The 23262-nt window shown below is 58.3% G+C and carries 25 protein-coding genes and 1 pseudogene; 16 read left to right on the forward strand and 10 right to left on the reverse strand.

Features of this window, described 5'->3' with window-relative positions; genetic code table 11:
* Positions 1-134: 134 nt before the first annotated feature.
* From CKW21_RS19040 to CKW21_RS19060, 5 genes and pseudogenes are all read left to right on the forward strand, one after another.
* Positions 135-441: pseudogene (locus tag CKW21_RS19040) on the forward strand (DNA adenine methylase); the annotation flags it as partial.
* A gap of 152 nt (positions 442-593) precedes the next feature.
* Positions 594-1652, forward strand: coding sequence for a hypothetical protein (locus tag CKW21_RS19045; protein WP_095195491.1), 1059 nt, complete (start codon positions 594-596; stop codon positions 1650-1652).
* Between the two features lie 562 nt (positions 1653-2214).
* Positions 2215-2406: a DUF1508 domain-containing protein gene (locus CKW21_RS19050; RefSeq protein WP_095195492.1), complete on the forward strand. Its 192-nt coding sequence runs from the start codon at positions 2215-2217 to the stop codon at positions 2404-2406.
* A 170-nt stretch (positions 2407-2576) separates the two neighbouring features.
* On the forward strand, positions 2577-3503 hold the full coding sequence (locus tag CKW21_RS19055) for a LysR family transcriptional regulator (RefSeq protein WP_095195493.1): 927 nt from the start codon (positions 2577-2579) through the stop codon (positions 3501-3503).
* Positions 3504-3560: 57 nt separating this feature from the next.
* A complete protein-coding gene (locus tag CKW21_RS19060; protein ID WP_095195494.1) occupies positions 3561-3926 on the forward strand; it encodes a 5-carboxymethyl-2-hydroxymuconate Delta-isomerase in 366 nt (121 codons plus the stop codon).
* Between the two features lie 3 nt (positions 3927-3929).
* Here the strand turns inward: CKW21_RS19060 and CKW21_RS19065 are convergent, their stop codons facing one another.
* Positions 3930-4865, reverse strand: coding sequence for a LysR family transcriptional regulator (locus tag CKW21_RS19065; protein WP_095195495.1), 936 nt, complete (start codon positions 4863-4865; stop codon positions 3930-3932).
* 96 nt (positions 4866-4961) lie between these two features.
* The gene (locus CKW21_RS19070) at positions 4962-5879 is read right to left on the reverse strand and encodes a DMT family transporter (protein WP_095195496.1); all 918 of its coding nucleotides are present in this window, start codon (positions 5877-5879) and stop codon (positions 4962-4964) included.
* 346 nt (positions 5880-6225) lie between these two features.
* Between CKW21_RS19070 and CKW21_RS19075 the strand changes: the two genes are divergently transcribed.
* The 4 genes from CKW21_RS19075 to CKW21_RS19090 all read left to right on the forward strand — a co-directional run bounded on the left by CKW21_RS19075 (position 6226) and on the right by CKW21_RS19090 (position 10506).
* Positions 6226-7875 (forward strand): phosphoethanolamine transferase, encoded by a 1650-nt coding sequence (locus CKW21_RS19075; RefSeq protein WP_095195497.1) that lies wholly within the window; start codon positions 6226-6228, stop codon positions 7873-7875.
* A gap of 154 nt (positions 7876-8029) precedes the next feature.
* Positions 8030-9163 carry a ribonuclease D gene (gene rnd / locus CKW21_RS19080; RefSeq protein WP_095195498.1) on the forward strand — a complete coding sequence of 378 codons (1134 nt, stop codon included), beginning with the start codon at positions 8030-8032 and terminating at the stop codon, positions 9161-9163.
* Positions 9160-9453 (forward strand): YcgL domain-containing protein, encoded by a 294-nt coding sequence (locus CKW21_RS19085; RefSeq protein ID WP_095195499.1) that lies wholly within the window; start codon positions 9160-9162, stop codon positions 9451-9453. The genes rnd and CKW21_RS19085 overlap by 4 nt, the downstream gene beginning before the upstream one ends.
* A gap of 120 nt (positions 9454-9573) precedes the next feature.
* Positions 9574-10506, forward strand: a complete 933-nt coding sequence (locus tag CKW21_RS19090; RefSeq protein ID WP_095195500.1) for a D-2-hydroxyacid dehydrogenase — start codon at positions 9574-9576, stop codon at positions 10504-10506.
* A gap of 135 nt (positions 10507-10641) precedes the next feature.
* On the opposite strand, the gene CKW21_RS19095 is transcribed toward CKW21_RS19090, so the two are convergent.
* Positions 10642-11235, reverse strand: a complete 594-nt coding sequence (locus tag CKW21_RS19095) for a nitroreductase family protein (RefSeq protein ID WP_095195501.1) — start codon at positions 11233-11235, stop codon at positions 10642-10644.
* Positions 11236-11514: 279 nt separating this feature from the next.
* Between CKW21_RS19095 and CKW21_RS19100 the strand changes: the two genes are divergently transcribed.
* Positions 11515-11964: a YcgN family cysteine cluster protein gene (locus CKW21_RS19100; RefSeq protein ID WP_095195502.1), complete on the forward strand. Its 450-nt coding sequence runs from the start codon at positions 11515-11517 to the stop codon at positions 11962-11964.
* Between the two features lie 36 nt (positions 11965-12000).
* Complete coding sequence (locus CKW21_RS19105; RefSeq protein ID WP_095195503.1) at positions 12001-13230, forward strand: hypothetical protein; 1230 nt, start codon at positions 12001-12003, stop codon at positions 13228-13230.
* A 111-nt stretch (positions 13231-13341) separates the two neighbouring features.
* Here the strand turns inward: CKW21_RS19105 and CKW21_RS19110 are convergent, their stop codons facing one another.
* The 4 genes from CKW21_RS19110 to CKW21_RS19125 all read right to left on the reverse strand — a co-directional run bounded on the left by CKW21_RS19110 (position 13342) and on the right by CKW21_RS19125 (position 15585).
* Positions 13342-13719, reverse strand: a complete 378-nt coding sequence (locus tag CKW21_RS19110) for a DUF2892 domain-containing protein (RefSeq protein WP_095195504.1) — start codon at positions 13717-13719, stop codon at positions 13342-13344.
* Between the two features lie 84 nt (positions 13720-13803).
* Positions 13804-14274 carry an RNA methyltransferase gene (locus CKW21_RS19115; RefSeq protein WP_046816778.1) on the reverse strand — a complete coding sequence of 157 codons (471 nt, stop codon included), beginning with the start codon at positions 14272-14274 and terminating at the stop codon, positions 13804-13806.
* A gap of 203 nt (positions 14275-14477) precedes the next feature.
* A complete protein-coding gene (locus CKW21_RS19120; RefSeq protein WP_084323260.1) occupies positions 14478-14849 on the reverse strand; it encodes a YajD family HNH nuclease in 372 nt (123 codons plus the stop codon).
* Between the two features lie 49 nt (positions 14850-14898).
* A complete protein-coding gene (locus CKW21_RS19125) occupies positions 14899-15585 on the reverse strand; it encodes a spermidine synthase (RefSeq protein ID WP_095195505.1) in 687 nt (228 codons plus the stop codon).
* A 96-nt stretch (positions 15586-15681) separates the two neighbouring features.
* On the opposite strand from CKW21_RS19125, the gene CKW21_RS19130 reads away from it, so the two are divergent.
* Positions 15682-15972, forward strand: a complete 291-nt coding sequence (locus tag CKW21_RS19130) for a hypothetical protein (RefSeq protein ID WP_095195506.1) — start codon at positions 15682-15684, stop codon at positions 15970-15972.
* Here the strand turns inward: CKW21_RS19130 and CKW21_RS19135 are convergent.
* Both CKW21_RS19135 and CKW21_RS19140 read right to left on the reverse strand, forming a co-directional pair.
* Positions 15969-16442: a cyclic nucleotide-binding domain-containing protein gene (locus tag CKW21_RS19135; RefSeq protein WP_095195507.1), complete on the reverse strand. Its 474-nt coding sequence runs from the start codon at positions 16440-16442 to the stop codon at positions 15969-15971. The two genes, CKW21_RS19130 and CKW21_RS19135, sit on opposite strands and share 4 nt — an antisense overlap.
* 216 nt (positions 16443-16658) lie before the next feature.
* Positions 16659-18713 carry a S9 family peptidase gene (locus CKW21_RS19140; protein ID WP_095195508.1) on the reverse strand — a complete coding sequence of 685 codons (2055 nt, stop codon included), beginning with the start codon at positions 18711-18713 and terminating at the stop codon, positions 16659-16661.
* Positions 18714-18915: 202 nt separating this feature from the next.
* Between CKW21_RS19140 and CKW21_RS19145 the strand changes: the two genes are divergently transcribed.
* Genes CKW21_RS19145 through CKW21_RS19155 form a run of 3 tightly spaced genes read left to right on the forward strand, consistent with a single transcriptional unit; the run spans position 18916 to position 20778 of the window.
* A complete protein-coding gene (locus CKW21_RS19145) occupies positions 18916-19413 on the forward strand; it encodes an MFS transporter (protein ID WP_095195509.1) in 498 nt (165 codons plus the stop codon).
* A gap of 32 nt (positions 19414-19445) precedes the next feature.
* Positions 19446-20222 carry a class II glutamine amidotransferase gene (locus CKW21_RS19150; protein WP_095195510.1) on the forward strand — a complete coding sequence of 259 codons (777 nt, stop codon included), beginning with the start codon at positions 19446-19448 and terminating at the stop codon, positions 20220-20222.
* A gap of 13 nt (positions 20223-20235) precedes the next feature.
* Positions 20236-20778 (forward strand): DUF2937 family protein, encoded by a 543-nt coding sequence (locus CKW21_RS19155; protein WP_095195511.1) that lies wholly within the window; start codon positions 20236-20238, stop codon positions 20776-20778.
* Positions 20779-20909: 131 nt separating this feature from the next.
* Here CKW21_RS19155 and CKW21_RS19160 read toward each other — a convergent pair whose 3' ends face one another.
* Positions 20910-21824 (reverse strand): LysR family transcriptional regulator, encoded by a 915-nt coding sequence (locus tag CKW21_RS19160; RefSeq protein WP_095195512.1) that lies wholly within the window; start codon positions 21822-21824, stop codon positions 20910-20912.
* A 146-nt stretch (positions 21825-21970) separates the two neighbouring features.
* Here CKW21_RS19160 and CKW21_RS19165 point away from each other — a divergent pair, with 146 nt between their 5' ends.
* Positions 21971-23257, forward strand: coding sequence for an MFS transporter (locus CKW21_RS19165; RefSeq protein WP_095195513.1), 1287 nt, complete (start codon positions 21971-21973; stop codon positions 23255-23257).
* The last annotated feature ends 5 nt before the right edge of the window (positions 23258-23262 follow it).

Consider the following 23262-nt stretch of genomic DNA (forward strand, 5'->3'; position numbering starts at 1 on the left):
ATCAGAGTGGGCATGCGGGGAAGGCAATCTAGAGTTTCTATTCTGGCTGACAGTTACTGCCGTATGATAAGGGCAGATTTATTTTTCGGCGCTGAGAAAACGTGAGAAAAATAAACATCTTCCCTTTTCTTTGGATGGGCGGCAAACGCCGCCTAGCCGACCGTCTCATTCCTTTTTTTTCGCCTTACGAATGCTACGTCGAAGTCTTGGCGGGCGTTGCTGCGTTGTACTTCATGCGTCCCCAGCCATCGCCTGTCGAAGTTCTCAACGATATCAACGGCGATGTGGTTACGCTATACCGCGTCGTGGCAGATACACCTCGAAGAGTTTGTGCCCCAATTCATATGGGCGCTCAGGTCACGCTAGGTGTTTGAGTGGCAGAAATTGACTCGCACCGAAACCTTCGCCGACATCCAGCGCGCCGCCCAATTCGTTTACCTGCTGCGGACTGCTGACTGGCCAGGTTAAAGGTCGGTTACGAAGCTGCAAGCAGACCGGGGAAACGCTCGGCTACTGACGGCACGCCGTCCATTTGAAACGCTCTCAGGCGCTGATATGCTCTGTTTTAGAGTTTTTCACCATAAGGGAGCGGCATGAAGATTTGGGCGTGTGCGAAGGGTCCTACCGGCTACATCAATCGTGAGGACGGTCGGTACAGGCTGTATTTTATCTGGCAAGTGCTCAAGATGAGGCGCGAAAACCCATCCGAATTCAATGCTCTGACCTTCTTCAGTACCCATTCGCGTGAAGACAAGCGCCGGGAAATGGTTGCCGTAAAGAACGGGTATTTCCGGTATAAAAGCAATGAGGTTCAAGTTGCTCGATCTGGCGATAGTGACGGCGAGACGCTATCTCATGCCACCCTCATAACCATTCTGGCGCAGCTCGAAACGATTAATTTCGTCATCAATAACGAGCTGGTTCCTTTCACCTTCACACGCCTAGTAGCAGAAGAAGCCCACCTTAAATTTGGGAATGGAAATAGCTATATTCCAGACCTGTACGGCGAATTTACAGCCAACAATCCTTACTATAAGAAGTGGGGTGGAAAGGTTGCTATTGAGGTCTGTTATGCAAATCCGTGCAGCATACAAAAGATTGCTGATTTTCGTGATCACGGAATACCGATCCTCGAAGTTAAGATTACCGACGGCATCAAGGTTGAGAAGTACATTCGTTCCGATGATGTTGAGGGAAGTCTAGAAAAGCGCTATCAGCAGATTGCTGAAATTGTCTCACGGCAATTGTATTGCAAAGTTCTCTCTGATCCAGTGAGTACGCGATTTCATCAGGATTATGTCAGGCAGTTTGAAAAGGAACGGGTTGAACTGATTGATAAGAATAAGCATGAGACTATGCTCCTTTTCAAAAAATACCGCGATACAGAATCGATAGTCGTTACGGTTACCAAGGAAAGGGACGAACTTGTGGTAGCAAAAGATTTGGTCGAAAAAGAAAAGAATGAGCTTGCCACCAATGCTGGCGAGTTGAGTCAAAGTTTTAACGAGCTTGAGGGTGAGCTAGCGAAATACAAGAAGGGTTATGCCCAAAAGTTTCATGAGGTTAATGGATTGAAAGAAGAATTAGAGAGGGAAAGAGAAGGGAGAGGGGTATGGACCAGAATTAAGAAAATATTTATGTCTGATGCATAAAGTAAAAAGCCCTAATGAGCTATTTTGTATTTAGTGGCTGATTCGCTGTTTAGCAGGGCTGAATATTTTTTTAGCCAGATCTGTCATAAGGTAATGACAGGTGTGAACTACTATGTATCGACGAAACAGCCGCCACTTCGAGAGATCGGCTGTTGAATGACGTGGTAACCTGATGAGGATCGTCAAACCAGTCTTTAGTATCTCTTCTTGGGGTTAAACTAACACATAGGAGGTACACTTTTTCTGTGTTGGCATACCAGGTGGAGACAGCATTTTGACCAGTATTTGGTACCAAAACTAAGCTGTAGCCCTTATGGTGCTTGTGTTTCGGGAGGGCTGCAGAGCATTTAGCGGAGGTACCTATCTCTCCGTCATACATAGAAAAGCCCCGTAGGTGTATAAGCTACGGGGCTTTTTCATTGTGCGTGTCACGTCCCGCGATCCATTCTTTCCCCTCGAAATATCCCCTGACACTCCATCACTCCACTTCAAAAAATCCTCCTCTACTCTGTTTTTCGCAGATCACTGATCTGCCGTAACCAGTAATCGCAAGGAGCGAATAATGTATTTTGAGATTTACAGGCAAACCCGTGGCACCGCTCAGCATGGTAAGGGCCAATGGCGGTGGCGTTTGCGGGCGGGGAATCATGAAACGGTTGCCAGTGGTGAGGCTTACGTCAACAAGTCTGACTGCGTGCATGCCATCAGTTTGATCAAGGGGACTTGCGATCAGACCCCGGTCAAGGAGATCTAGGCTTCAGGTGGTGAAGCTGCTCAATCAGAGCAGCTTCGTTTCAGTCGGGCGCTCTCAGTGAGCACTTTCGCATTAAACGCAAATGCTTGAGGCGATTCGCTCAGGTTGCATAGACGGCGATTGCGACACCTCCCTAAACTGTCGGCAGTTAAAGGGCGCGGGGCCAATGGATGAATCGCAACGAACTACGCAAGGCCGACATCAATCTGATGGTGGTGTTTGAAACGCTGATGCTTGAGCGCAATGTCACCAAGGTGGCGAAGAAGTTGTTTCTCGGTCAGCCCACCATCAGTTCGGCGCTCAACCGCTTGCGTACGATGTTCAACGATCCGTTGTTCATTCGCGTCGGTCACCGCATGGAGCCGACGGCGCGGGCCGAGGAGATCTTTCGGCACCTGTCGCCGGCGCTGGATTCGTTATCGGTGGCATTGAGCCTGACCCACGATTTCGACCCGAGCAGCAGCACGATGACCTTTCGTATCGGTATGTCGGACGATGTCGAGTATGCGCTGTTGCCGCCCTTGCTGCGCGCGTTGCGCCAGGAAGCGCCGAAGGTGGTGTTCGTGGTGCAGAGTGTCGATTATTGGCGGATTCCCGACTTGCTGGCGGCGGGCGATATCACGGTCGGTATCACCCAGACGCGCGGTCTGCCGGCCAACGCCAAGCGCAAATTGTTGCGGCACATCCATCCTTCCGTGTTACGTGCCGATGCCTCCGATACGCCGCTGACCGTCGATGAATATTGCTCGCGCCCGCATGTGCTGGTGTCTCATATCGCCAATGTCAGCGGTTTCGCCGATGAGTGGCTGGCGCAGATCGGCCGTTCGCGCCAGGTCGTGCTGTCGGTGCCGCAATACAGTTCGTTGCCGGCGTTACTCGCTGGTACTGACCTGATTGCCAGCCTGCCGGATTACACCGCCGAGGCGATGGCGGCATCAGGGCAGTTGTTCAAGGAACCGTTTCCGTTCAAGACCCCGACCCTTGAGTTATCCATGGTCTGGCTCAGTCATGTCGACAGCGATCCTGCCGAACGCTGGCTGCGTTCACGACTTGAGGCGTTCATGGGGGAGCGCAATCTGTTCTCGCTGCCCCAATGAACAGGGCAGCACTGTTTTACGCGTACGAACTTTCCACCGACCAACAGGAGTTACACCATGCCTCACCTGCACCTGGAATACACCGCCAACTTGCCTGAACTGAACACCGATGTGGCGTTGATGCGTCTTAACAACACGCTGGTGGCCTCTGGTCAATTCGGTGCCGAATTCGACATCAAGAGTCGGGCGGTGAAGGTCGATACGTTCAAGGTCGGCACGGCATTGGCCGAGCGGGCGTTCGTGCATGTGAAGCTGGCGCTGTTGAGCGGACGCTCGCCGCAGATCAAGCAGCAGCTATCCGAAAGCCTGCTGGCGGTGGTGAAGGAGCTGTGTGAGTGGCCTGCAAATGTCGAGGTCCAGTTGTGTGTGGAAATCCTCGACATCGATCGCGAGTCGTACACAAAGGCCGCCATCGGTCCTTGAATTTCAGGTCATTAGTGGCGCGGCGCAGGCCTTGATGACTTGCCCACGCAACCAGGTGTTGGCGCTGTCCTGATCGACGCTTTGGCTCCAGTGCATGTCGAGGGTGAACCCCGGCAGTCCATTGGGCGCTTCGCGGTGATCGAAGATGGCCTCATTGCCCAGCAATTGCTGGATACGCCGCGGCAGCGTGAGGATCAAATCGGTGCCGGTGATCATCTTCAGTGCCGCACTGTAGCTATTGGCCCGCGCGACAATCTGTCGTTGCCGGGCTTGCTGCGCCAGCCAGCCGTCGACCATGTTGGTGGTGGACATCCAGGGTGTCGGAAACACATGCCGGCGCTCGACAAAGGTTTGCAGGCTCAAGCGCGTCTCCAGCGGGGTGGCACGTTGGTCGAAGACGCAAACCAGGTCATCTCTGAGTAGTGTCCTGGTGTTGAAGTCGCCGTGGCTGCGATGAAAGTTCGGGCCGAATCCGATCACCAGGTCGAGGCTGCCATCACGCAATGCCTCGGCCGGGATGTCGGTTTCCAGCTTGTGCATATTGATCATTACCGGCAGATCGGCGAAGGCGAAGTCCTTCAGTAGACGCGGCAGGATCAACTGCTCGAAGTATTCCGGCGCACAAATGTTGAAGGTGACCGGCTGTGAAGTGGGATCGAAGGCTGACGGCCCGGCGTGGCACAGGTTGATACTTTCGATGATCTTCAGTACATGGGGGTACATGCTGCCGGCCTTGTAGGTGGGGCGCATGCCTGTGCGGGTATTGATGAACAGCTCGTCTTCGAAGCTGTTGCGCAGTTTTTTCAGGCAGTAGCTCACGGTGGACTGGCTGACACAAAGCGCCTCGGAGACCTCGGTGACGCTGTTTTGCTCATACACGGCGACGAACACCATGAGGTCCTGCATATCCAGCTTTCTTAGCACGTTACTGTTCAGCATCCATTCCGTCTCGAAGTGCTCGTTGCGCTGACCTGCGCAATCTTGTGCGATTGATCCTAGCGGAATGCAGGAGCGAGGAGAACGTCCTGTCAGTAATCAACTCTGAATCGTGACGGGTATCGCGCGTCGGCTGGACAGCAACAGTGCCAGCATTCCGATTCCGACCAACGCTGCGCCCACTACTTCCAGCGGCATTGGCGACTGGCGCCACCAGAACCAGTGAAACATCGTGATAAACAGCGTGCTCAGGTAGATATAGGAAATCACCGAGGACGGAGCGATCACGCCAATGGCTCGGTGCAGCAGCCAGAAAGTCGCCAGGGTAGCGAACAGTGCCAGGTACACCAGCCAGTAAAAATCACTCATAGCCAGCAATGACGCCGAACGCCATCCGCCACTGAAACCGCAGAACGCCAGCAGAAACAGTGCACCGAACAGCATGTTCCAGAAGGTCATGCCCACCGGTCCGCGCCCCTTGAGGCTGCCGGCCTTGAGTCGCTGGCTCAGGGGCGAATAGAGCGCCAACGCCAGGCAACCAACCCCATATACCGACAATGCGTACGGCGAGGGCAGCTCGCCCGGACCGGTGCCTTTCATCACCAGCAACACGGCCCCGGCAGCGGCAATCAGCATCGGTGCCACCCGTTGCTTGAGGTGGCTGTCGGGCATCAGCACCGCTTCAAAAGCCAGGGTCAGCAATGGCACCAGGGTGAACATCGTTCCGGTGTTGACCGCCGAGGTGTAGCGCAGCGCCTCGAACAGCGAGCCGAAATACACCGCCAGCAACAAACCGAGCACGCCATGGCCAAGTAGACCGCGGGCAGTGATGGGGCTATCGCCTTTGATCAGTAGCAGGGGCAAAAACACCAGGGCACAAAACAGCAGACGCAACCCGGTCAGCAGGATCGGGTCGATGGCTTGACTGACCTGCGCCGCAGCGGCAAACGAGGCAGCGATCAGCAAGGCCCAAAGCAACATGCCAGCGTGAGCGAGGGCGAAACCGTTGTGTTTCATGGTGGGATTTCCTGGTTTGCAGGGATCCGATTAGGCGCGCACCTGCCGGAGGCGGCAAATCAAAAAGTCCACACAGGTATTTGGAAATCAAATACTCCGTTTACAAATAGAGCCAACGGGCTCATTCCCTGAAGGGGAGTTACATTACCCGGGCCAGTACCCTGAACCCGAGCTGAACCATTCTCAAATAAGCTGAAAGTTTCAATTTGTTTTCCAGGTGCCCAACTAATCGTTGGCTTATTTTTCACAAAAAATTGATGGTCGGCTGCCTAGAGTTAGTGCTGTCGCGGTAAATGAAATTTTCACATTTATCGAAGGCACTTCTTTTCAGGAACAGTCGATCATCATGTTGAAGATTAAAGTCGTGCGCCCGGAGTGGGTGACACTCATTGCCAGCGCCTTTTTATTGATCGCATTCAACCTGGTGTTGTGGCAACACCTGTTTGAAATCACCGCGGCTGACGGTAAAGGTATCGTCATGCGCATTGCGTTCGGTGCAATGATCCTGGCGGCCTTCAATATCGTGTTGACCCTGATGGCATTCCGGCCTTTCCTGAAGCCGGTCCTGATGTTGCTGTTCATGATCAGCGCCGGCGTTGCGTACTTCATGAGTCAATATGGCGTATTGATCGATGCCGGCATGCTGCGTAACTTCGCAGAAACCAATGTCACGGAAGTGCGTGATTTACTGTCGATAAAGTTGCTTGTGTATATTGTGCTGCTCGGTATTTTACCTGCGTGGTTAGTGTGGAAGACACCAATCAATTACCGTCGCTGGCACCGTGAGCTGTTAAGTAAGGCTCTGGTGAGTATTGCATCGGTTGCCGTCATCGGTGGTGTGGCATTAATTAACTATCAAGGTCTTTCGTCGTTGTTTCGTAATCACCATGAACTGCGTTTGATGCTGGTGCCCAGCAACTACATCGGTGCCTCATTCAATTACGTGGGTGAACAGGTCGCCTCTGCGCAACAACCCTTTGTCAAAGTCGGTGAGGATGCCCAGCGAAACCCCGCCTGGCAAACCCATGGCCGCAAATCCCTGACCGTGCTGGTGGTGGGCGAGAGTGCGAGGGCGGAGAACTTCGGCGTCCTCGGTTACGACCGCGATACCACGCCAAAACTTGATAAAGAGGCCGGCCTCATCGCTTTTACGGACGTGCACTCCTGCGGTACGGAAACCGCCGTATCGGTGCCCTGCATGTTTTCCAACATGGGTCGCAAGGATTACAACGCCAGCAAGGCAAAGAATGAGGAAGGTCTGCTGGACGTACTCAAGCGGGCGGGGCTGGAGGTGATTTGGCGCGATAACCAGTCGGGCTGCAAGGGCACTTGCGACCGGGTGACACTCGACGATGTCAGTAACCTGAAAGACCCGGCGCTGTGCGCCAACAGTGAATGCCGCGATGAGATCCTGCTGCAAGGACTGCAGCATTTTATCGACAACCTCGATAAAGATACCGTTCTGGTGCTGCACCAGATGGGCAGCCATGGTCCGGAGTATTTCAAACGCTATCCGAAAGAATACGAACGCTTCACCCCGGTCTGTGAAAGTAATGCGCTGAACAATTGCAGTCGCGAAAGTATCGTCAACGGCTACGACAACACGCTGGTGTATACCGACCACGTGCTGTCGACCTTGATCGATCTTTTGCGCAGCAATCAGGACAAGGTTGATACCGCCATGCTGTATCTGTCGGATCACGGTGAATCCCTGGGCGAATACAACTTGTTCCTGCATGGCACGCCTTACATGCTGGCGCCGGAACAACAGAAACATGTGGCCATGCTGGCCTGGTTCTCCGACAGCTATCAAAAGTCGTTTTCGGTGGACACTCATTGCCTGCAGCTGAGCCGGGAAAAGCCCCTGAGCCAGGACAACCTGTTTCATTCGATGCTGGGGCTGCTGGAGGTCAACAGCAAGGCTTACAACCAGGATCTGGATATGTTTGCCGGTTGTCGCGGGGCGGTAATCGACGGAGTGTTGGCCAAAGAGTGAAAGCCTTCAGCGCGTCGGTGATGTACTTGTGTCGGGCAAATGGCAGCTTTTCCAGCCGTGCGTAAGGTTTTTTCGCTCAAGCTCTTGTTCAGTGGATGCGCGGAAATCGTCGGGGGCGATATATACTGCGGGCCATTCTTCAAGGGAGAGCCGTGTGGCCATCGATATTCACTGGATTCGCGACAACGATAGCCTCGGCCGGTTTTGCGCCGAGTGGCAGCAGTTGCCCTACGTTGCCCTCGACACCGAATTCATGCGGGTCGACACCTTCTATCCGATCGCCGGCCTGCTGCAGGTGGGCGATGGCACGCGCGCCTACCTGATTGACCCGCTGAGCATCGACAACTGGCAGCCGCTGGCCGCGCTGCTGGAAAACCCGGCCGTGGTCAAAGTCCTGCATGCCTGCAGCGAAGACCTCGAAGTTCTGCTGCGCCTGACCGGCAGCCTGCCGGCGACGTTGTTTGACACGCAACTGGCCGCCGCTTACCTGAACCTGGGTTTTTCCATGGGCTATTCGCGGCTGGTGCAGGAAGTGCTCGGCATCGATCTGCCCAAGGGCGAAACCCGTTCCGATTGGCTGCAACGTCCGCTGTCCGAGACCCAGATCAGCTACGCCGCTGAAGACGCCGTGCACCTTGCGGAAGTTTTCGTACAGCTGCGTCCGAAGCTTTCCGACGATAAATATGCATGGGTCCTGGAAGACGGCGCCGAGCTGGTGGCCAACCTGCGCCGCGAGACCGATCCCTATGAGGTCTATCGCGACGCCAAGTTGGCCTGGAAGCTGTCCCGCGCCCAACTGGCCGTGCTGCGTGAACTTTGCGCCTGGCGTGAGACTGAGGCTCGTGCCCGTGACCTGCCGCGCAACCGCATCATCCGCGAACACTCGCTGTGGCCACTGGCGCGCACCCAGCCGGACAATCTCGGCGCATTGGCGAAAATCGAAGACATGCATCCGCGTACCGTGCGTCAGGACGGCGAGTTTCTGCTTGATCTGATCAAGCGCTCTGGCAGTGTGTCGCCAGATCAATGGCCGCCAGCCGTACCGGAACCGTTGCCGGTAGACGCCGCCGCCCTGCTCAAACAGTTGAAAGCCATTGGCCAGGCCGAGGCCGAGCGCCTGAACATCGCGCCGGAACTGATGCTGCGCAAGAAAACCCTGGAAGCGCTGCTCAAAAGCGGCTTCCCCAATGGTCCCTACCAATTGCCTGATTCGCTGCGTGGCTGGCGCCGCGAATTGATGGGCCAGGCGCTGCTCGACAGCCTGGCCACCGCCGGAGAACAGCCTTGAAACGTATTTGCTCCATCTACCGCAGTTCGAAGAAAAACGAGATGTACCTCTATGTGCTCAAAAGCGATGCACTCGAGCGTGTACCGGAGCCTCTGATGGCCGCCTTCGGCAAAGCCATCCACGCTTTCGACCTGGTATTGACCCCCGAGCGCAAGCTGTCGCGCGAGGACATCACCGTCGTCCTGGAAAACCTCGACAAGCAGGGCTATCACCTGCAAATGCCGCCGGCCGAAGAGGAATACATCGAGCACTTGCCGGAAGAGCTGTTGCGCCGCAACGACCCGATGTAACCGGCAGACAGGCTCTGTTCAGAGCCTTTGTTAAACACTGGAATGATTTTGGCGATGGCCGCGACGACGCGGGGATGCTCCGTCGGCGGCCGTCTGCAGCGTTTTTTGAAAGGTTGAAGCATGCGCGTTCTGATTGCCGAACACGACCACCCTGTGTACGCCCAACTTCTGCGCGAGGCCGCGCCGGAGCTGGAAGTGCTGACCAGCAGTGACTCCGCCGAACTGGCTCGCCAGGCTGCCGAGTGTCCGGTCTGGCTCGGCCAACCCGACCTGCTGGCGACCCTGCTGCGTCAAGGCCACCAGCCACAATGGCTGCAGTCGACCTGGGCGGGGATCACGCCGCTGTTGGCCGACGGTTTGCCACGCCACTATCGCCTGACCCGCGCAGTGGGGATTTTCGGCCAGGTCATGGCCGAATACGTGCTGACCTACATGCTCGGTCACGAGCGTGAAGTGCTGGCAAGGCTGGTCAGCCAGGTCGAGCGCAAGTGGGACAGTCGCCATGGCCAGAGCCTGGCGGGGCGCAAGGTGCTGATCGTCGGCACCGGTGACATCGGGCAGACCGTGGCGCAGTTCCTCGTACCCTTTGGCGTCGAGCTGTATGGCATCGCCAGTGAGGCCCGTGAACAGGCGCCGTTTGTCGAAGTCGGCTCATTGTCCGACTTGCCGCGTTTGGTTGGTCAAGTGGATTACGTGATCAATCTGCTGCCAAATACGCCGAACACCCACGATATCTACAATGCAGCACTGTTCAAACAGTTCAAGCCGACCGGATTGTTCATCAACGTCGGGCGTGGCGTGGCAGTGGTCGATGCAGACCTGGTGGACGCTTTGAAAGAAGGCCATCTGGTGGGGGCGGTGATCGATGTCTGCCGTCAGGAGCCACTGCCGCAGCGTCATCCGTTCTGGACGGCCTGGGGCCTGCTGCTGACCGGCCACAGCTCGGCTCCGACGTCGCCATCCTTGATGGTGAAGCTGTTTGTCGAGAACCTGCGGGCGTATCAGGCGGGTGAGGCGTTGCGCGGGGAAGTGGATTTCGAACGCGGGTATTGATCTGCTGGCTTGAATGTTATGCAAAACCTGTGGGAGCGAGCCTGCTCGCGAAGGCGGTGTGTCAGTCGATGATTAGGGTGACTGACACTCTGCTTTCGCGAGCAGGCTCGCTCCCACATTGGTTTTCAGCGTCGGTTAGAGGGCGAAATCGCCCTCGGCAGCGAGTTCGCTCAGCGGACGACGCGGGCTTGGCTCTTCACGGGCTTGCAGGTACTCGGCCAGGGTGGCCTTGTCACCCAGTTTGCCGATCGCCACGGCGGCGTGCAGGGCGTAGCCCTCTGGAATGTTCAGCTCCTTGCGGGTCAGTTCCTGATCGAAACCGGCCATGCCGTGGGTGTGCCAGCCGCTGATGCTCGCTTGCAGCGCCAGGTGACCCCAGGCCGACCCGGTGTCGAAGGTGTGCCACAGGGCCGGGGTTTCTTCGGTGGCGCCAGGCACCGCGAAGGTGGTCTTCGAGATCACGATCACCAGTGCCGAGGCGTGTTGCGCCCAGCTGCGGTTGAACTCGTTCAGCAGGCCCAGGTAACGCTCCCAGTTCGGCGTGTCGCGACGTGCATAGAGAAAGCGCCAAGGCTGCGAGTTATACGCCGAAGGCGCCCAGCGTGCGGCTTCGAAGAAGCTCAACAGTGTTTCTTCCGGGATGGTTTCGCCGGTGAAGGCGCGGGGCGACCAGCGATCGGTGAACTGAGGGTGGATGGCGTAATCGGCAACGCGTGGGTTTGCACTCATCAAGAGATTCCTTGCTACGTTTGAAAGTGAGGGACGTCTGAACCTGCGGGCGCAGTTGAGCTGAGCGATGAGGTCTGTCGAGAGCCGTGGCGGTTCACCGTCATGCAACGCGGTCGAGCGTTAATGGCACTTGGGTAGGGCTCCTTGCGACTGGCAAAGCTACTTGGCGACGCCAAAACTGACAAGCCCCGATCTACCGGTAGTCGCCAGTGCTTGGCCCGCGCGGCCGCGGGCACTAGACTGGCGGCCTTTTCACCACCTGATGTTGATGCTTGAGCCATGGCCGCCAAAGTCGAACCGTTCTGGATACGCAAAACCCTCGATCAACTCGATCAAGAGGAATGGGAATCGCTGTGCGACGGTTGTGGCCTGTGCTGCCTGCAAAAACTCGAAGATGAAGACGACAACAGCGTCTATTACACGCGAATAGCCTGCAAACTGCTGGATCTGAAAACTTGCCAGTGCAGCGATTACCCGAACCGTCGCGACTCGGTGCCCGATTGCATCCAGCTCACCCCGGGCAAGGCCGACGAATTCAAGTGGCTGCCACCGACCTGCGGTTATCGTCTGGTCAGCGAGGGCAAGGACTTGCCGCTGTGGCATCACCTGGTGTGCGGTGATCGAGATGCCGTGCATCACGAACGCATTTCCCAGTCCGGACGCATGCTCGCCGAAGGCAGCGTCCCCGAAGATGACTGGGAAGACCATCTGATTTTCCGGGCGGGTTGATCGTCCAGCGAGTGAATGTTGCACCAAGGAGTGTGTATGGCTGGGGGATGGCGGCGGGCGTTGGTCGTTGGGCTACTGACCTTGAGTTCGCCCGTATGGGCGGCGAAAAAGGTCGATCTGGATTACCACGTACGCCTGTTGCCGCAAAGCGACCAGGCTGAAGTGCGCCTCACGCTGGCGCAAGGCTCGGCGGTCCGCAGTCTGGATTTCAACCTTGGCGATGGCAGCCATTACAGCGATTTCAAGGCCGACGGCCAATGGCAACTGACACCGGGCAAGCAGGCCCGAGGTGTCTGGCATCCAGCTGCCGACCAGGCCAGCCTGACCTACCGTGTACGCATCAGCCAAGGCCGCAAGAGCGGCAGCTTCGATACACGCATGACCCCGACCTGGTCGTTACTGCGCGGTGACGATCTGGTACCTGCCGCCAGGCTTGACCAGCAAGACGGTATCGAATTGGTGTCACGCCTTGAATTCGAGTTGCCCAACGGCTGGAAAAGCGTGGAAACCGCCTGGCCGCGAATCGGCAGGAACAAGTTCCGCATCGACAACGTCTCCCGCTTGTTCGACCGGCCCACCGGCTGGATGCTCGCCGGTCACCTGGGCAGCCGCCGCACTCGCCTGGGGGAAACCGAAGTCACCGTGGCTTCGCCTCAAGGCCAGGGCATGCGGCGTATGGATGTGCTGACCCTGTTGACGTTTGTATGGCCGCAAGTGCAAGCCGTGTTCCCTCGTCATCCCACGAAGCTGCTGATCGTCGGCGCCAATGATCCGATGTGGCGCGGCAGTCTCGCAGCCCACGAGTCGATCTACCTCAACAGCCGCTTGCCGCTGGTCAGCGAAAGCGGCAGCAGTGCACTGGTGCGGGAGTTGGCGCAGCTGTTCGGGCGGATCAACGACCGGCAGCGCAGCGACTGGATCAGTGAAGGTTTTGCCGAGTATTACGCCATCGAACTGGTGCGACGTGCGGGTGGCATGAGTGATGAGCGCTACCAGAGTTTGCAGGGACGATTGGCGAAGGACAGTCAGAAAGTCACCACCTTGCGCGGCGAGCAGGCCAGCCCGGCGCAGATTTCCAAAGCGGTGGTGTTGATGCAGGAGCTGGATCGCGAGATTCGCCTGAAGACTCGTAACAAGCGTTCGCTGGATGATGTACTGCGCGGGGCGATGCGGCTGGGGAGTCTGGATACCAAGGAATTTGTTCAGCTCTCGGAGAGCGTGATTGGCGACTCCTCCAGAGTGCTTGATACCGGGTTGCTTCAGTAATACCGCCTTCACGAGCAGGCTCGCTCCCACATGGGTTTGTGCATAACACGGATCAAATGTGGGAGCGAGCCTGCTCGCGAAAGGGCCTTCAAACTCACTACACGATCCGGATCAAACCCCGGTCTTTGGCGATTTCAACGAATCATTACCCGTCACCGTCGCGGTTTTGGTCGCCGCCTCGGCATTGGCCTTCAACTGGCTCAACTCTTCACCGGCGCGCTGGATTTTCGCCCGCACGTTGTTCATGTCCTGACGACTTTTTTCCAGCAGGCTTTTCGCCGAGCTATGGCCAGTGATGCCGCGTGCCAGGGCGACACCACCGATGGCCACTTGAATCAAGCCGAAGATGCCGCCGCGACGCAGACCCTTGCCCACCATCACGACGCCACCGGCCAGGGAGCCGATGCGTTCCCAACCTTGAACGTTGTGGTCGGTATGAGTCTGGAACGGGGTGGATTCGATGCGCTCTACGCGTTTGAGTTCGCTCATGATCTGTCTCCAGGCTTCGGTTCAGTAGTGGATAGTCAGCTGACTGCCGGGACGGTCAGCCGGTTCCATCGGATAAGCCGCAACTCAGCGGAATTTCGGCCCCGAGCGGGTATTGAGGCCCTTGGCCATACGGTCGTACAGCACAACGTTGACCGTGGCGGCCAGGTTCATGCAGCCGGTGGTCGGGATGTAGACCACGTCTTCGCACCAGTCGCGAATTTCCTTATCCAGCGAGCCGTCTTCCGGGCCGAAGATGTACAGCGCGCGGTCCGGGTGTGTGTACTCAGGCAACGGGCGGGCGCCGTCGACCAGCTCCACGGCGACCGGAACGCAGTTCAGTGGCAGGATTTTCTTCAAGTCGTCGATGCCGATCAGCGGGATGTCGTAGTGGACGCGCTTGGTGTCGGTGACGAAGTCGGCAGCACGCTCATAGCGCTTGCCGGTATAGAACACCGATGCCACGCCATAACAGCCAGCGGCGCGCATCACCGAACCGACGTTCTCCGGTGACTTGGGGTTATACAAACCAATGCAGCTGTACCGTTTGTCTGCCACGAGCGGGGTGCCTTTCGGGAAAAAAGCGCGATTATACGGGGATTGGCTGGCAGTGGTCAGTTTGGAGATTGGCGGTGTCCGGGTGATCGCTATCGCTGGCAAGCCAGCTCCCACAGGGCCTGAGGTGTATACAGAATAGGTGGCCACCCCAATCACTGTGGGAGCTGGCTTGCCAGCGATGAGGCCGGGACTGTCGCTGAAGATTATTCGTCTTTCTTCATCAATCCGGCCAGCGCCGCAAACGGGTTATGCGTCGCCTTGGCGATCTTTGGCGTGCTCAACGAGCCTTCATCAAAATACTGCTGGTCGGTATAGCGCGAGTGTTCGTTATCGTGGCAGTACAGGCACAACAGCTCCCAGTTCGAACCGTCCTGCGGGTTGTTGTCGTGGTTGTGGTCGCGGTGATGCACGGTCAGCTCGCTCAGGCGCTTGCCGGAAAATTCACGGGCGCAGCGGCCGCACACGTGCGGGTACATCTTCAGGGCCTTGTCGCGGTAACCCATTTCCTTGTCGCGCTGGTTGTCGGCGAGGATGCGGTCCAGCTTCGACGTATTGGTTGGGGTGGACGAACTCATGGGTTCACCTTTGTAAAAAGACTAATGACGGTTATGAACAGAGTTTAGCTCAGCCCTTGAGCTTCTCGGCAATCCAGATCGTGTGGCGGGTGCCTTTGTTGCCATGGGCGAAGACCTGCACTTCCTCGGCCTTGAACCCGGCTTTTTTCAGTTTGTCGGAAAACTGCCGGTCTGCGCTGGCCGACCAGACCGCCAGCACGCCTTTTGGCCGCAGGGCCTTGGCGCAGGCGCTCAGGCCGCCGGCGGAGTAGAGCCAGCTGTTGGCCTTCTGGGTCAGGCCTTCGGGGCCGTTGTCGACGTCGAGCATGATCGCATCGAAACCTTGCGGCTCGGCTTGCAGTACTTTGGCCACGTCTTCCATGCGGATGACGGTGCGTGGATCAAGCAACGGGTTCCCGGCTTTCTCGCCCAATGGCCCGCGATTCCACTCCACCACGCCCGGTACCAGTTCGGCGACCACCACTTCAGCCGTCTTGCCCAAATGCTTGAGCGCCGAGGCGAGGGTGAAACCCATGCCCAGACCACCGATCAGCACCCGCGAATGCGGGCGCCCTGCAACCTTGCGACAAGGGATTTCGGCCAAGGCATCCTCGGAGCCGTGCATACGGGTGTTCATCAGTTGTCCGCCGTCCCCACCCTGGATCTTGATGACGAAGTCCTCGCCGTACTCGAACAGGCACAGGGCACCGCCGTTCTCGGGAATAGGGGTGGTGTCGAGTAGAACGAAACGTTTCATGGGGCTCACTTGAGGAGAAAATGGCGGCAGAGGGGAGGGCAAACGGACGCAGTTGGGAGTAGCCTGCACATGACAACAAGGCCAACGGAGCCATTGATGAAGCGCACCATTCTAACGGTCATTGCCCTGGCCGCGCTCTCGATTACTGCAGTGCAGGCCCAACCGCTGCAAACCACGCCCGTCAGTCCCGCAGCGATGCCCGGTTCACCTGGCACCGCGACACCCACGCCGTATCCGCAAATCACCCCTGCGCCCTTGCCCAAGGTCGGCCCCGGCAGTGGCGGTCCACCGCTGGTGCCTATCGAGATGCCCAGCCCGCCGACCAAGGATCAGCCGGTGCCAGGGATCGAGCAGAATCCGCCGAAGGTCAAGTCGCCCGGCGGTTAGACCTGCTGCGCAAGCAGTTGGCCGTCGGCCATGCGCAGGCGCCTGGACAGGGAAACGGCGAGGGCACGGATGATCTTGGCGGCGATTTTCGGCGCATCGTTAAGCATCTTTTCCAGGGAATCCTTGCCCAGGTTGAGCAACTGACAGTGGCTCGCCGCCACGCAACTGGCCGAGCGGCGTTCGCCATCGAGTACGGCCATTTCGCCGAACGAGCGGCCACTGCGTAGCGTAGCAATGGTCACCCGTTGCCCGTCGCTGGTGGTCTTCTGCACGGCCACCTGACCGGTGTGGATGATGCACATGAAACTGCCGGCATCGCCTTCGTGGAAAATCTCTTCACCCTGGGCAATGGTGCTGATACTGAAATAACCCGAGGCCGCGGCGAAGTCGGCGGGCAGCAACTGGTTGAACAGGCCGCAGTCCATCAGCCAGTCGCGGATTTCGTTGTTCAAATGAGTCGGTTCTGACATGTCGGGCGGTCTTTATTGTTGTGTCTGTTACGGGCTCGATATTGAAATCACCGCAATCCCTTCTGTGGGAGCGAGCCTGCTCGCGAAGTGGCCATTACATTCAACACATATGTCGACTGAAACATTGCCTTCGCGAGCAGGCTCGCCCCCACAGGGGATCATTGTTGCATCGGACCCGGTGTCCGGAATTAAGACCGGAGTACCGCGTCAAGTTCCTCAGGCAACCCCCAAAACCTTGAACAAAAATGCATATTCGAGTGCTACGTCACGCAATCCTTGATACCGACCGCTCATCCCGCCATGTCCGGCGCCCAGTTCGGTCTTGAGCAGCAGGGGATTGGTGTCGGTTTTGGTCGCGCGCAACTTGGCTACCCACTTGGCGGCTTCCCAGTACTGCACGCGGCTGTCGTTGTAGCCGGCGATCACCAAGGTCGCCGGATAGGCTTGCGCGGTAACGTTTTCGTACGGGGCGTAGGCCTTGATCCGATCATGGACGTCCGGTTCTTCAGGGTTGCCCCACTCGTCGTATTCGGTGACGGTCAACGGCAGATCCGGGTCCAGCATGGTATTGAGTACATCGACGAACGGCACTTCGGCAATTGCCGCGCCGAACAGCTCTGGCCGTTGGTTGAGTACCGCACCGATCAGCAGGCCGCCGGCACTGCCACCACTGATCGCCAGTTGTGGCGCGGTGGTGAAGCCATTGGCAATCAGGTGCTCGGCGCAGGCGATGAAGTCACTGAAGGTGTTGTGCTTGTGTTCCTGTTTGCCGGCGCGATACCAGGCTTCACCCAGCTCGCCACCGCCGCGCACGTGCGCGATGGCAAACGCCATGCCGCGATCGAGCAAGCTCAGGCGTGCGTGGGAGAACCACGGGTCGAGGCTTTCCCCATAGGCGCCGTAGCCGTACAGGTACAGGGGCGTCGGCTTGCCGAGCGCTTCGCGTTTGACCACAAGGCTGATCGGCACTTTCGTACCGTCGGGCGCTGTCGCCCACAGGCGCTGGCTGACGTAGGCATCGGCGTCGAACGGGCCGAGTACCGGCGTTTCCTTGAGGACTTTCTGTTCGCCGTTGACCAGTTCCAGCTGGCGGATCTGCGCCGGACGGTTCAACGCTTCGTAGCGCAGGCGGATTCGCTCGCTGATGAACTCCAGGCTGTTCTGCACGTGCAGGCTGTAGGCTGCGTCCGGCAGTTGCACCCGGTAGCTCGGCAAGTCCTGTGGGTAGACTTCAATGATCGGCAAGCCACCTTCACGCAGGCTCAAGGTCATGGCGCCAGCGTTCAGGCTCATGCCTTCGATCATCACTGTGTCGCTATGGGGGATCAGGTTGTGCCAGGCGGATTCGACAGGCGCGACGCCGGTATCGACTGCGGTGTACAGGGCGAAGTTGATGCCGTCGCGATTGGTGCGTATGAACCAGGTCCATTGGCCGGAGAGCGCGCCGTGGTCGACGTCGTATTCATGGTCTTCGACCCGTGGCGCAATGCAGGTAAAGGCATGCTGCGGCTGGTTGGCATCGAGTACCCAGACTTCGCTGGTGGTTTTGCTGCCGACAGACAACAGCAGTTGCTGCTCGGAACTGGAACGGTAGCAATGCATGAAAAAGCGGCCGTCCGGCTCATGGAACACTTCTTCGGCCGCCGTGCCGTCCAGGCGATAGCGGAACAGCTTGTGCGGGCGATGGGTGTCGTCCAGCTCGCCGAAAAACAGGGTCAGGCTGTCATTGGCCCAGGTCATGCTGCCGTCGCAGTCCTGGAATTCCAGTTCGCTGACGCGTCCGTCGGACAGTTCCTTCACGAACAGGGTGAAGATCTCGTCACCCGTGGAGTCGATGCTGTAGGCCAGGCGTTGGTGGTCCGGGCTGATGCTGAACGCGCCGAGGGAAAAGAAGCCGCCGTTGGCCAGTGCGTTCGGGTCCAGCAGCAGTTGTTCCTGGCTTTCATCGAGTTTCAGGCTGTCGTCGGCCGGACGCGGGCAGCGGTAATGCCGGGCGTATTCGTCACCCGCCGTGGTGCGCGTGTAATACAAATACGGTCCCCACGGTGAGGGCAGGGACAGGTCGGTTTCGAGAATCCGGCCCTTGATCTCCTCGAACAGGGTCTCACGTAGCCCGGCCTGGTCGGCGGTTTGTGCTTCCTGATAGCGGTTTTCAGCCTTCAGGTAGTCGAGCACCGCATCGGTGTCGCGCTCCTGCAGCCAGGCATACGGGTCATCACCCTCGGCCTTGCGGGCGATCGGGGCGTCGGAAACGTTGGCGGATAGGGGCATGAAGGACTCTCGATCAATGTACGTAAAAGTGGGCCTGGAAACCTGTGGGAGCGAGCCTGCTCGCGAAGAGTCATCACATTCAACCTCAATGTTGACTGAGCCACCGCTTTCGCGAGCCGGCTCGCTCCCACATGGATTGCGCTTGGGGCAAGCCTGACGTGCGAAAAGCCGTTATCATAAGCGCCTCTTTGCCTGCCTTGCCATGGACACCATGACCGAGAACGACTATCTGATCGCTTGGGGCCTCTACGCCTTTGCCGCTTTGGGCTGCCTGTTGGTGTGGATGCGCATCACCCGCTGGATGTGGCGTTGGCTGCGTGAACCGCTGCGGTTGCTGATGGCGGTGCTGCTGTTCAGCCCGACCATCATCGACCCGGTGAAGGAAAAGGTCGCCCCGGCCATCGCCATTACCGCCCTGGACCTGTTGTTCAAGGTCGGCAATAACGCATGGCGGGCCATTTCCGATCTGTTCATGTACGGCATGATCGCTTTCGGCATTTACCTGGTGTTCGTGGCCATCCGCTTCCCCATCGAACGCGCCGCCAATGCGCGCAAGGAACAGGCCGCTGCCGCCAAAGCCGCAGCCCGTGCCGACGAACCGGAAGAAGAACACCCGTTCGGCGGTGCCGGCGATGATCGCTACGGTCGCCCGCCTGTGCCAAGCAATCCCCAGCGTATGCGGGTCGAACCCCGTCTGTAACGTTGCCCCAGGTTTGAAGCGAGAGTCCGAGCATGTGTGAGTTATTGGGCATGAGCGCCAATGTCCCGACCGATATTGTGTTCAGCTTCACCGGGCTGATGCAGCGCGGCGGGCGCACCGGTCCGCACCGTGACGGTTGGGGCATCGCTTTCTATGAAGGCCGCGGATTGCGATTGTTCCAGGATCCGGCAGCAAGCAGTGAGTCGGAAGTCGCAAACCTGGTACAGCGCTATCCCATCAAGAGCGAAGTGGTGATCGGGCACATCCGCCAGGCCAACGTCGGCAAGGTCTGTTTGTCCAACACCCATCCGTTCGTGCGCGAGTTGTGGGGCCGCAACTGGTGTTTCGCCCATAACGGCCAGTTGGCAGACTTCCAGCCGACTGCCAGCTTCTACCGTCCCGTGGGCGATACCGACAGCGAAGCCGCGTTCTGCGATTTGCTCAACCGTGTAAGAGCGGCATTCCCCGAGCCGGTCGAGGTCGAAGAACTGTTGCCGGACCTGGTGGCCGCTTGCGCCGAGTACCGCAGTAAAGGCGTGTTCAACTGCTTGCTCAGCGATGGCGACTGGCTGTTCTGCTACTGCTCGACCAAACTGGCGCAGATCACCCGTCGTGCCCCGTTTGGCCCGGCGCGCTTGAAGGATGTCGATGTGATCGTCGACTTTCAGGCCGAAACCACGCCCAACGACGTGGTCACGGTGATCGCCACCGAACCCTTGACCGAAAACGAAACCTGGACCCGCTACGAACCGGGCCAATGGAGCCTGTGGCGACGCGGTGAATGCGTCAGCCAGGGCATGACCGAATAAGGATCTGCTCCCCATGTTGCTCAGTTATCTACGGCTGGTGTTGTTCGCGGCGGGCCTGTTGATCGGTGTCCAGGTACCAGGGTTCATCAACGATTACGCCAAGCGGGTAGAAGCGCATCTGATTGAAGCGCAGACCGGTCTGAGCGGGTTCCAGGGCACCGCCAATCAGTTCTTCAAGGGCGATATGCAGGCACTGGTGGCTCATTATCGTGCCAGCGAAGACCCGATCTTCCGCAGCGACGCCGAAAGCCTGAACAACCTGCTGACCCGTCAGCAGGCCCTGGACAAGCAGTTCCAGGCGATGCAGGGGCCGTGGTACATCCGCTTGCTGCAAGTGGTGCTGGCCGCTGATCCGGATATTCGCAAGGAAACCTGGAATGGCTACAGCTACCAGATCCTGTTGACGCCGGAAGCGATGATCTGGGGCATGAGCGGTGCGTTGCTGCTGTCGTTCGGGATCGAATGCCTGTTCCGCCTGATCGACTGGGTGGTGCTGGGCGGCAAGCGCCTGCGCCAGAGCCGGCCGATCGAAGAGCGGGATTTGCGGGGGTTGTAACGACCGGCACGTTTTTTGTGGCGAGGGGATTTATCCCCGTTGGACTGCGCAGCAGTCCCATTTTTTGGGGCCGCTTCGCAGCCCAACGGGGCGGTGCGACGTTTCGCTAAATCCCCTCGCCACAGATGCAGTCAACCAGCCAATACGATGTAGTTTTCGCCCACCCGACGCGCATACCCCTCCAGCACCTGCTGACACAACGCCACAATCTCCTCGACCCATTCCGCACCCACTCGCCACGACACCACCACCTGCAGGTTCGGGGGGCGCTGCTCGATGTCCAGCAAGGTCAGTTCCCCACGCGCCAGTTCCTCGGCCACCAGCACCGGTGGCAAGGCGCCGATGCCGAAACCATCGCGCAGCAATCGGGTAATCGCCGACACCGAGTTCACGCAGTTGAGCCTTGGCGCAATCACGCCGTTGGCCTGCATCAGGGCGAGTACTTCCTGATGCGGATGAGAATTTTTCGAGTAAGTAATGATCCGCTCATTGGCCAGATCGGCGACGCCTGAATACTCACGGTTGTACAGCGAGTTGCTGGCGACGATCCAGCCCATGGGATGGCTGGCCAGCTCCAGGCTGCGCACGCTTTCCTGGCGCAACAGATCGGTTTGAAGAATGACATCAAGGAAGCCTTTTTGCAGCTGATCGCAGAGGTTGAGCGACGTATCGGCCACCAATTCGATTTCCACCAAGGGGTAGTGATCGGTCATCTGCGCGACCAACGGACTGAGCCAGGTGTGGATCACGGTGTCCATCACGCCGATGCGTACACGTCCGGCCTTGCTCGAACGGGTTTCGATCGAGTGCTTGAGCGCCTGCATGGTGTCCATCATCTGCTCAGCGTAATCGAGCACTTTTAGACCCTCGGGTGTCAGGCTCACCCCCCGCGAATCACGCAGGAACAGCTTCACCCCGAGCTCGCCTTCAAGCACGGCGATCCGGCTGGAAATCGACGCCTGGGTGGTGAAGAGCTTGTCGGCGGTGAGGCGGAAACTCTTGAGTCGGGCGACCCAGACAAAGGTCTCGAGAAACTTCAGGTTCATGGGATAAAGATTTCTTATGCCTAAGGCGGGTTTTTATTAGTTGGACGCGGCAGGGTGACGCACCCAAGAATCAGGCCATCCGGTTCCCACGATAGGCGTCGTCGGGGCTCAGAACAATACCAATAAAATCAGCGCGGAGATTTGCCATGAGTGCGCCCGACACCACCGCCATTCCGAAAGCCACCGCTCGCCCGGGACCTTTCGACTGGTATCGCAACATCAATCAGCAGGAACGCCGCACCTTCTGGAGCTGCAAGATCGGCTATGGCCTGGACGGCATGGACACCCAGATGCTCAGCTTTGTGGTGCCGACGCTGATTGCCATGTGGGGCATCACCACCGGGCAGGCCGGGCTGATTCACACCAGCACCCTGATCGCTTCGGCCATCGGTGGCTGGGTGGCGGGTATTCTCTCCGATCGCATCGGCCGCGTACGCACGCTGCAACTGACGGTGCTGTGGTTTGCCTTCTTCACCTTCCTCTGCGGTTTCGCCCAGAACTACGAGCAACTGCTGATCGCGCGCACCCTGATGGGCTTCGGTTTCGGCGGCGAGTGGACCGCCGGTGCGGTGCTGATCGGTGAAGTGATCCGTGCCAAGGACCGCGGCAAGGCCGTGGGCATGGTCCAGTCCGGTTGGGCATTGGGCTGGGGCCTGACGGCGATTCTGTATGCGTTGCTGTTTTCGGTCATGCCGCCGGAGGACGCCTGGCGCGCACTGTTCATCCTCGGCATCGTGCCGGCGGTGTTCGTGATCTTCGTCCGTCGCCTGGTCAAGGACCCGGAAATCTATCGCGAAGCCAAAGCCAAGGAAGCCCCGAGCAACCCCTCGAAGTTCTATGAGATCTTCGCTCCGGGCATGCTGTTCACCACGATCCGTGCTTCGTTGCTGACCACCGGTGCGCTGGGCGGTTACTACGCGATCACCTCCTGGCTGCCGACCTTTCTGAAGAACGAACGCGGTTTGAGCGTGCTTGGCACCGGCGGTTATCTGGCGATGGTGATTGTCGGCTCCTACGTCGGTTACGTCATCAGCGCCTATCTGACTGACATCCTTGGGCGCAAAAAGAACTTCATCCTGTTCGCCGTCGGCTCATTCACCATCGTCTTGCTGTACACCCAATTGCCGGTCAGCAACGGCGTGATGTTGTGGCTGGGCTTTCCGCTGGGCTTCTTCGCTTCGGGGATTTTCAGCGGCATGGGTTCGTTCCTGACGGAGCTGTTTCCTACCCGCATTCGCGGTTCGGGCCAGGGTTTCTGCTACAACATCGGTCGTGCGCTGGCGGCGTTGTTCCCGCTGCTGATCGGTCTGCTCAGCCAGACCGTGCCGCTGAGCGTGGGCATCGGTGCCTTTGCGGCAGTGTCCTACGGCGTGGTGATCCTTGCGGCCCTGAGCCTGCCGGAAACCCGTGGCAAGCAACTCGACGCTCAGTAACGGAT

Source organism: Pseudomonas sp. Irchel 3A7 (genome assembly GCF_900187565.1).
In the GTDB taxonomy this organism is placed as follows: Bacteria; Pseudomonadota; Gammaproteobacteria; order Pseudomonadales; family Pseudomonadaceae; genus Aquipseudomonas.

Excerpts from the sequence above, each read along its gene's own strand:
- CKW21_RS19045 (WP_095195491.1), top strand. The coding sequence starts at position 594 with ATGAAGATTTGGGCGTGTGCGAAGGGTCCTACCGGCTACATCAATCGT.
- CKW21_RS19050 (WP_095195492.1), top strand. The coding sequence starts at position 2,215 with ATGTATTTTGAGATTTACAGGCAAACCCGTGGCACCGCTCAGCATGGT.
- CKW21_RS19055 (WP_095195493.1), top strand. The coding sequence starts at position 2,577 with ATGAATCGCAACGAACTACGCAAGGCCGACATCAATCTGATGGTGGTG.
- CKW21_RS19060 (WP_095195494.1), top strand. The coding sequence starts at position 3,561 with ATGCCTCACCTGCACCTGGAATACACCGCCAACTTGCCTGAACTGAAC.
- CKW21_RS19065 (WP_095195495.1), bottom strand. The coding sequence starts at position 4,865 with ATGCTGAACAGTAACGTGCTAAGAAAGCTGGATATGCAGGACCTCATG.
- CKW21_RS19070 (WP_095195496.1), bottom strand. The coding sequence starts at position 5,879 with ATGAAACACAACGGTTTCGCCCTCGCTCACGCTGGCATGTTGCTTTGG.
- CKW21_RS19075 (WP_095195497.1), top strand. The coding sequence starts at position 6,226 with ATGTTGAAGATTAAAGTCGTGCGCCCGGAGTGGGTGACACTCATTGCC.
- CKW21_RS19090 (WP_095195500.1), top strand. The coding sequence starts at position 9,574 with ATGCGCGTTCTGATTGCCGAACACGACCACCCTGTGTACGCCCAACTT.
- CKW21_RS19095 (WP_095195501.1), bottom strand. The coding sequence starts at position 11,235 with ATGAGTGCAAACCCACGCGTTGCCGATTACGCCATCCACCCTCAGTTC.
- CKW21_RS19100 (WP_095195502.1), top strand. The coding sequence starts at position 11,515 with ATGGCCGCCAAAGTCGAACCGTTCTGGATACGCAAAACCCTCGATCAA.
- CKW21_RS19105 (WP_095195503.1), top strand. The coding sequence starts at position 12,001 with ATGGCTGGGGGATGGCGGCGGGCGTTGGTCGTTGGGCTACTGACCTTG.
- CKW21_RS19110 (WP_095195504.1), bottom strand. The coding sequence starts at position 13,719 with ATGAGCGAACTCAAACGCGTAGAGCGCATCGAATCCACCCCGTTCCAG.
- CKW21_RS19120 (WP_084323260.1), bottom strand. The coding sequence starts at position 14,849 with ATGAGTTCGTCCACCCCAACCAATACGTCGAAGCTGGACCGCATCCTC.
- CKW21_RS19125 (WP_095195505.1), bottom strand. The coding sequence starts at position 15,585 with ATGAAACGTTTCGTTCTACTCGACACCACCCCTATTCCCGAGAACGGC.
- CKW21_RS19130 (WP_095195506.1), top strand. The coding sequence starts at position 15,682 with ATGAAGCGCACCATTCTAACGGTCATTGCCCTGGCCGCGCTCTCGATT.
- CKW21_RS19135 (WP_095195507.1), bottom strand. The coding sequence starts at position 16,442 with ATGTCAGAACCGACTCATTTGAACAACGAAATCCGCGACTGGCTGATG.
- CKW21_RS19140 (WP_095195508.1), bottom strand. The coding sequence starts at position 18,713 with ATGCCCCTATCCGCCAACGTTTCCGACGCCCCGATCGCCCGCAAGGCC.
- CKW21_RS19145 (WP_095195509.1), top strand. The coding sequence starts at position 18,916 with ATGGACACCATGACCGAGAACGACTATCTGATCGCTTGGGGCCTCTAC.
- CKW21_RS19150 (WP_095195510.1), top strand. The coding sequence starts at position 19,446 with ATGTGTGAGTTATTGGGCATGAGCGCCAATGTCCCGACCGATATTGTG.
- CKW21_RS19155 (WP_095195511.1), top strand. The coding sequence starts at position 20,236 with ATGTTGCTCAGTTATCTACGGCTGGTGTTGTTCGCGGCGGGCCTGTTG.
- CKW21_RS19160 (WP_095195512.1), bottom strand. The coding sequence starts at position 21,824 with ATGAACCTGAAGTTTCTCGAGACCTTTGTCTGGGTCGCCCGACTCAAG.
- CKW21_RS19165 (WP_095195513.1), top strand. The coding sequence starts at position 21,971 with ATGAGTGCGCCCGACACCACCGCCATTCCGAAAGCCACCGCTCGCCCG.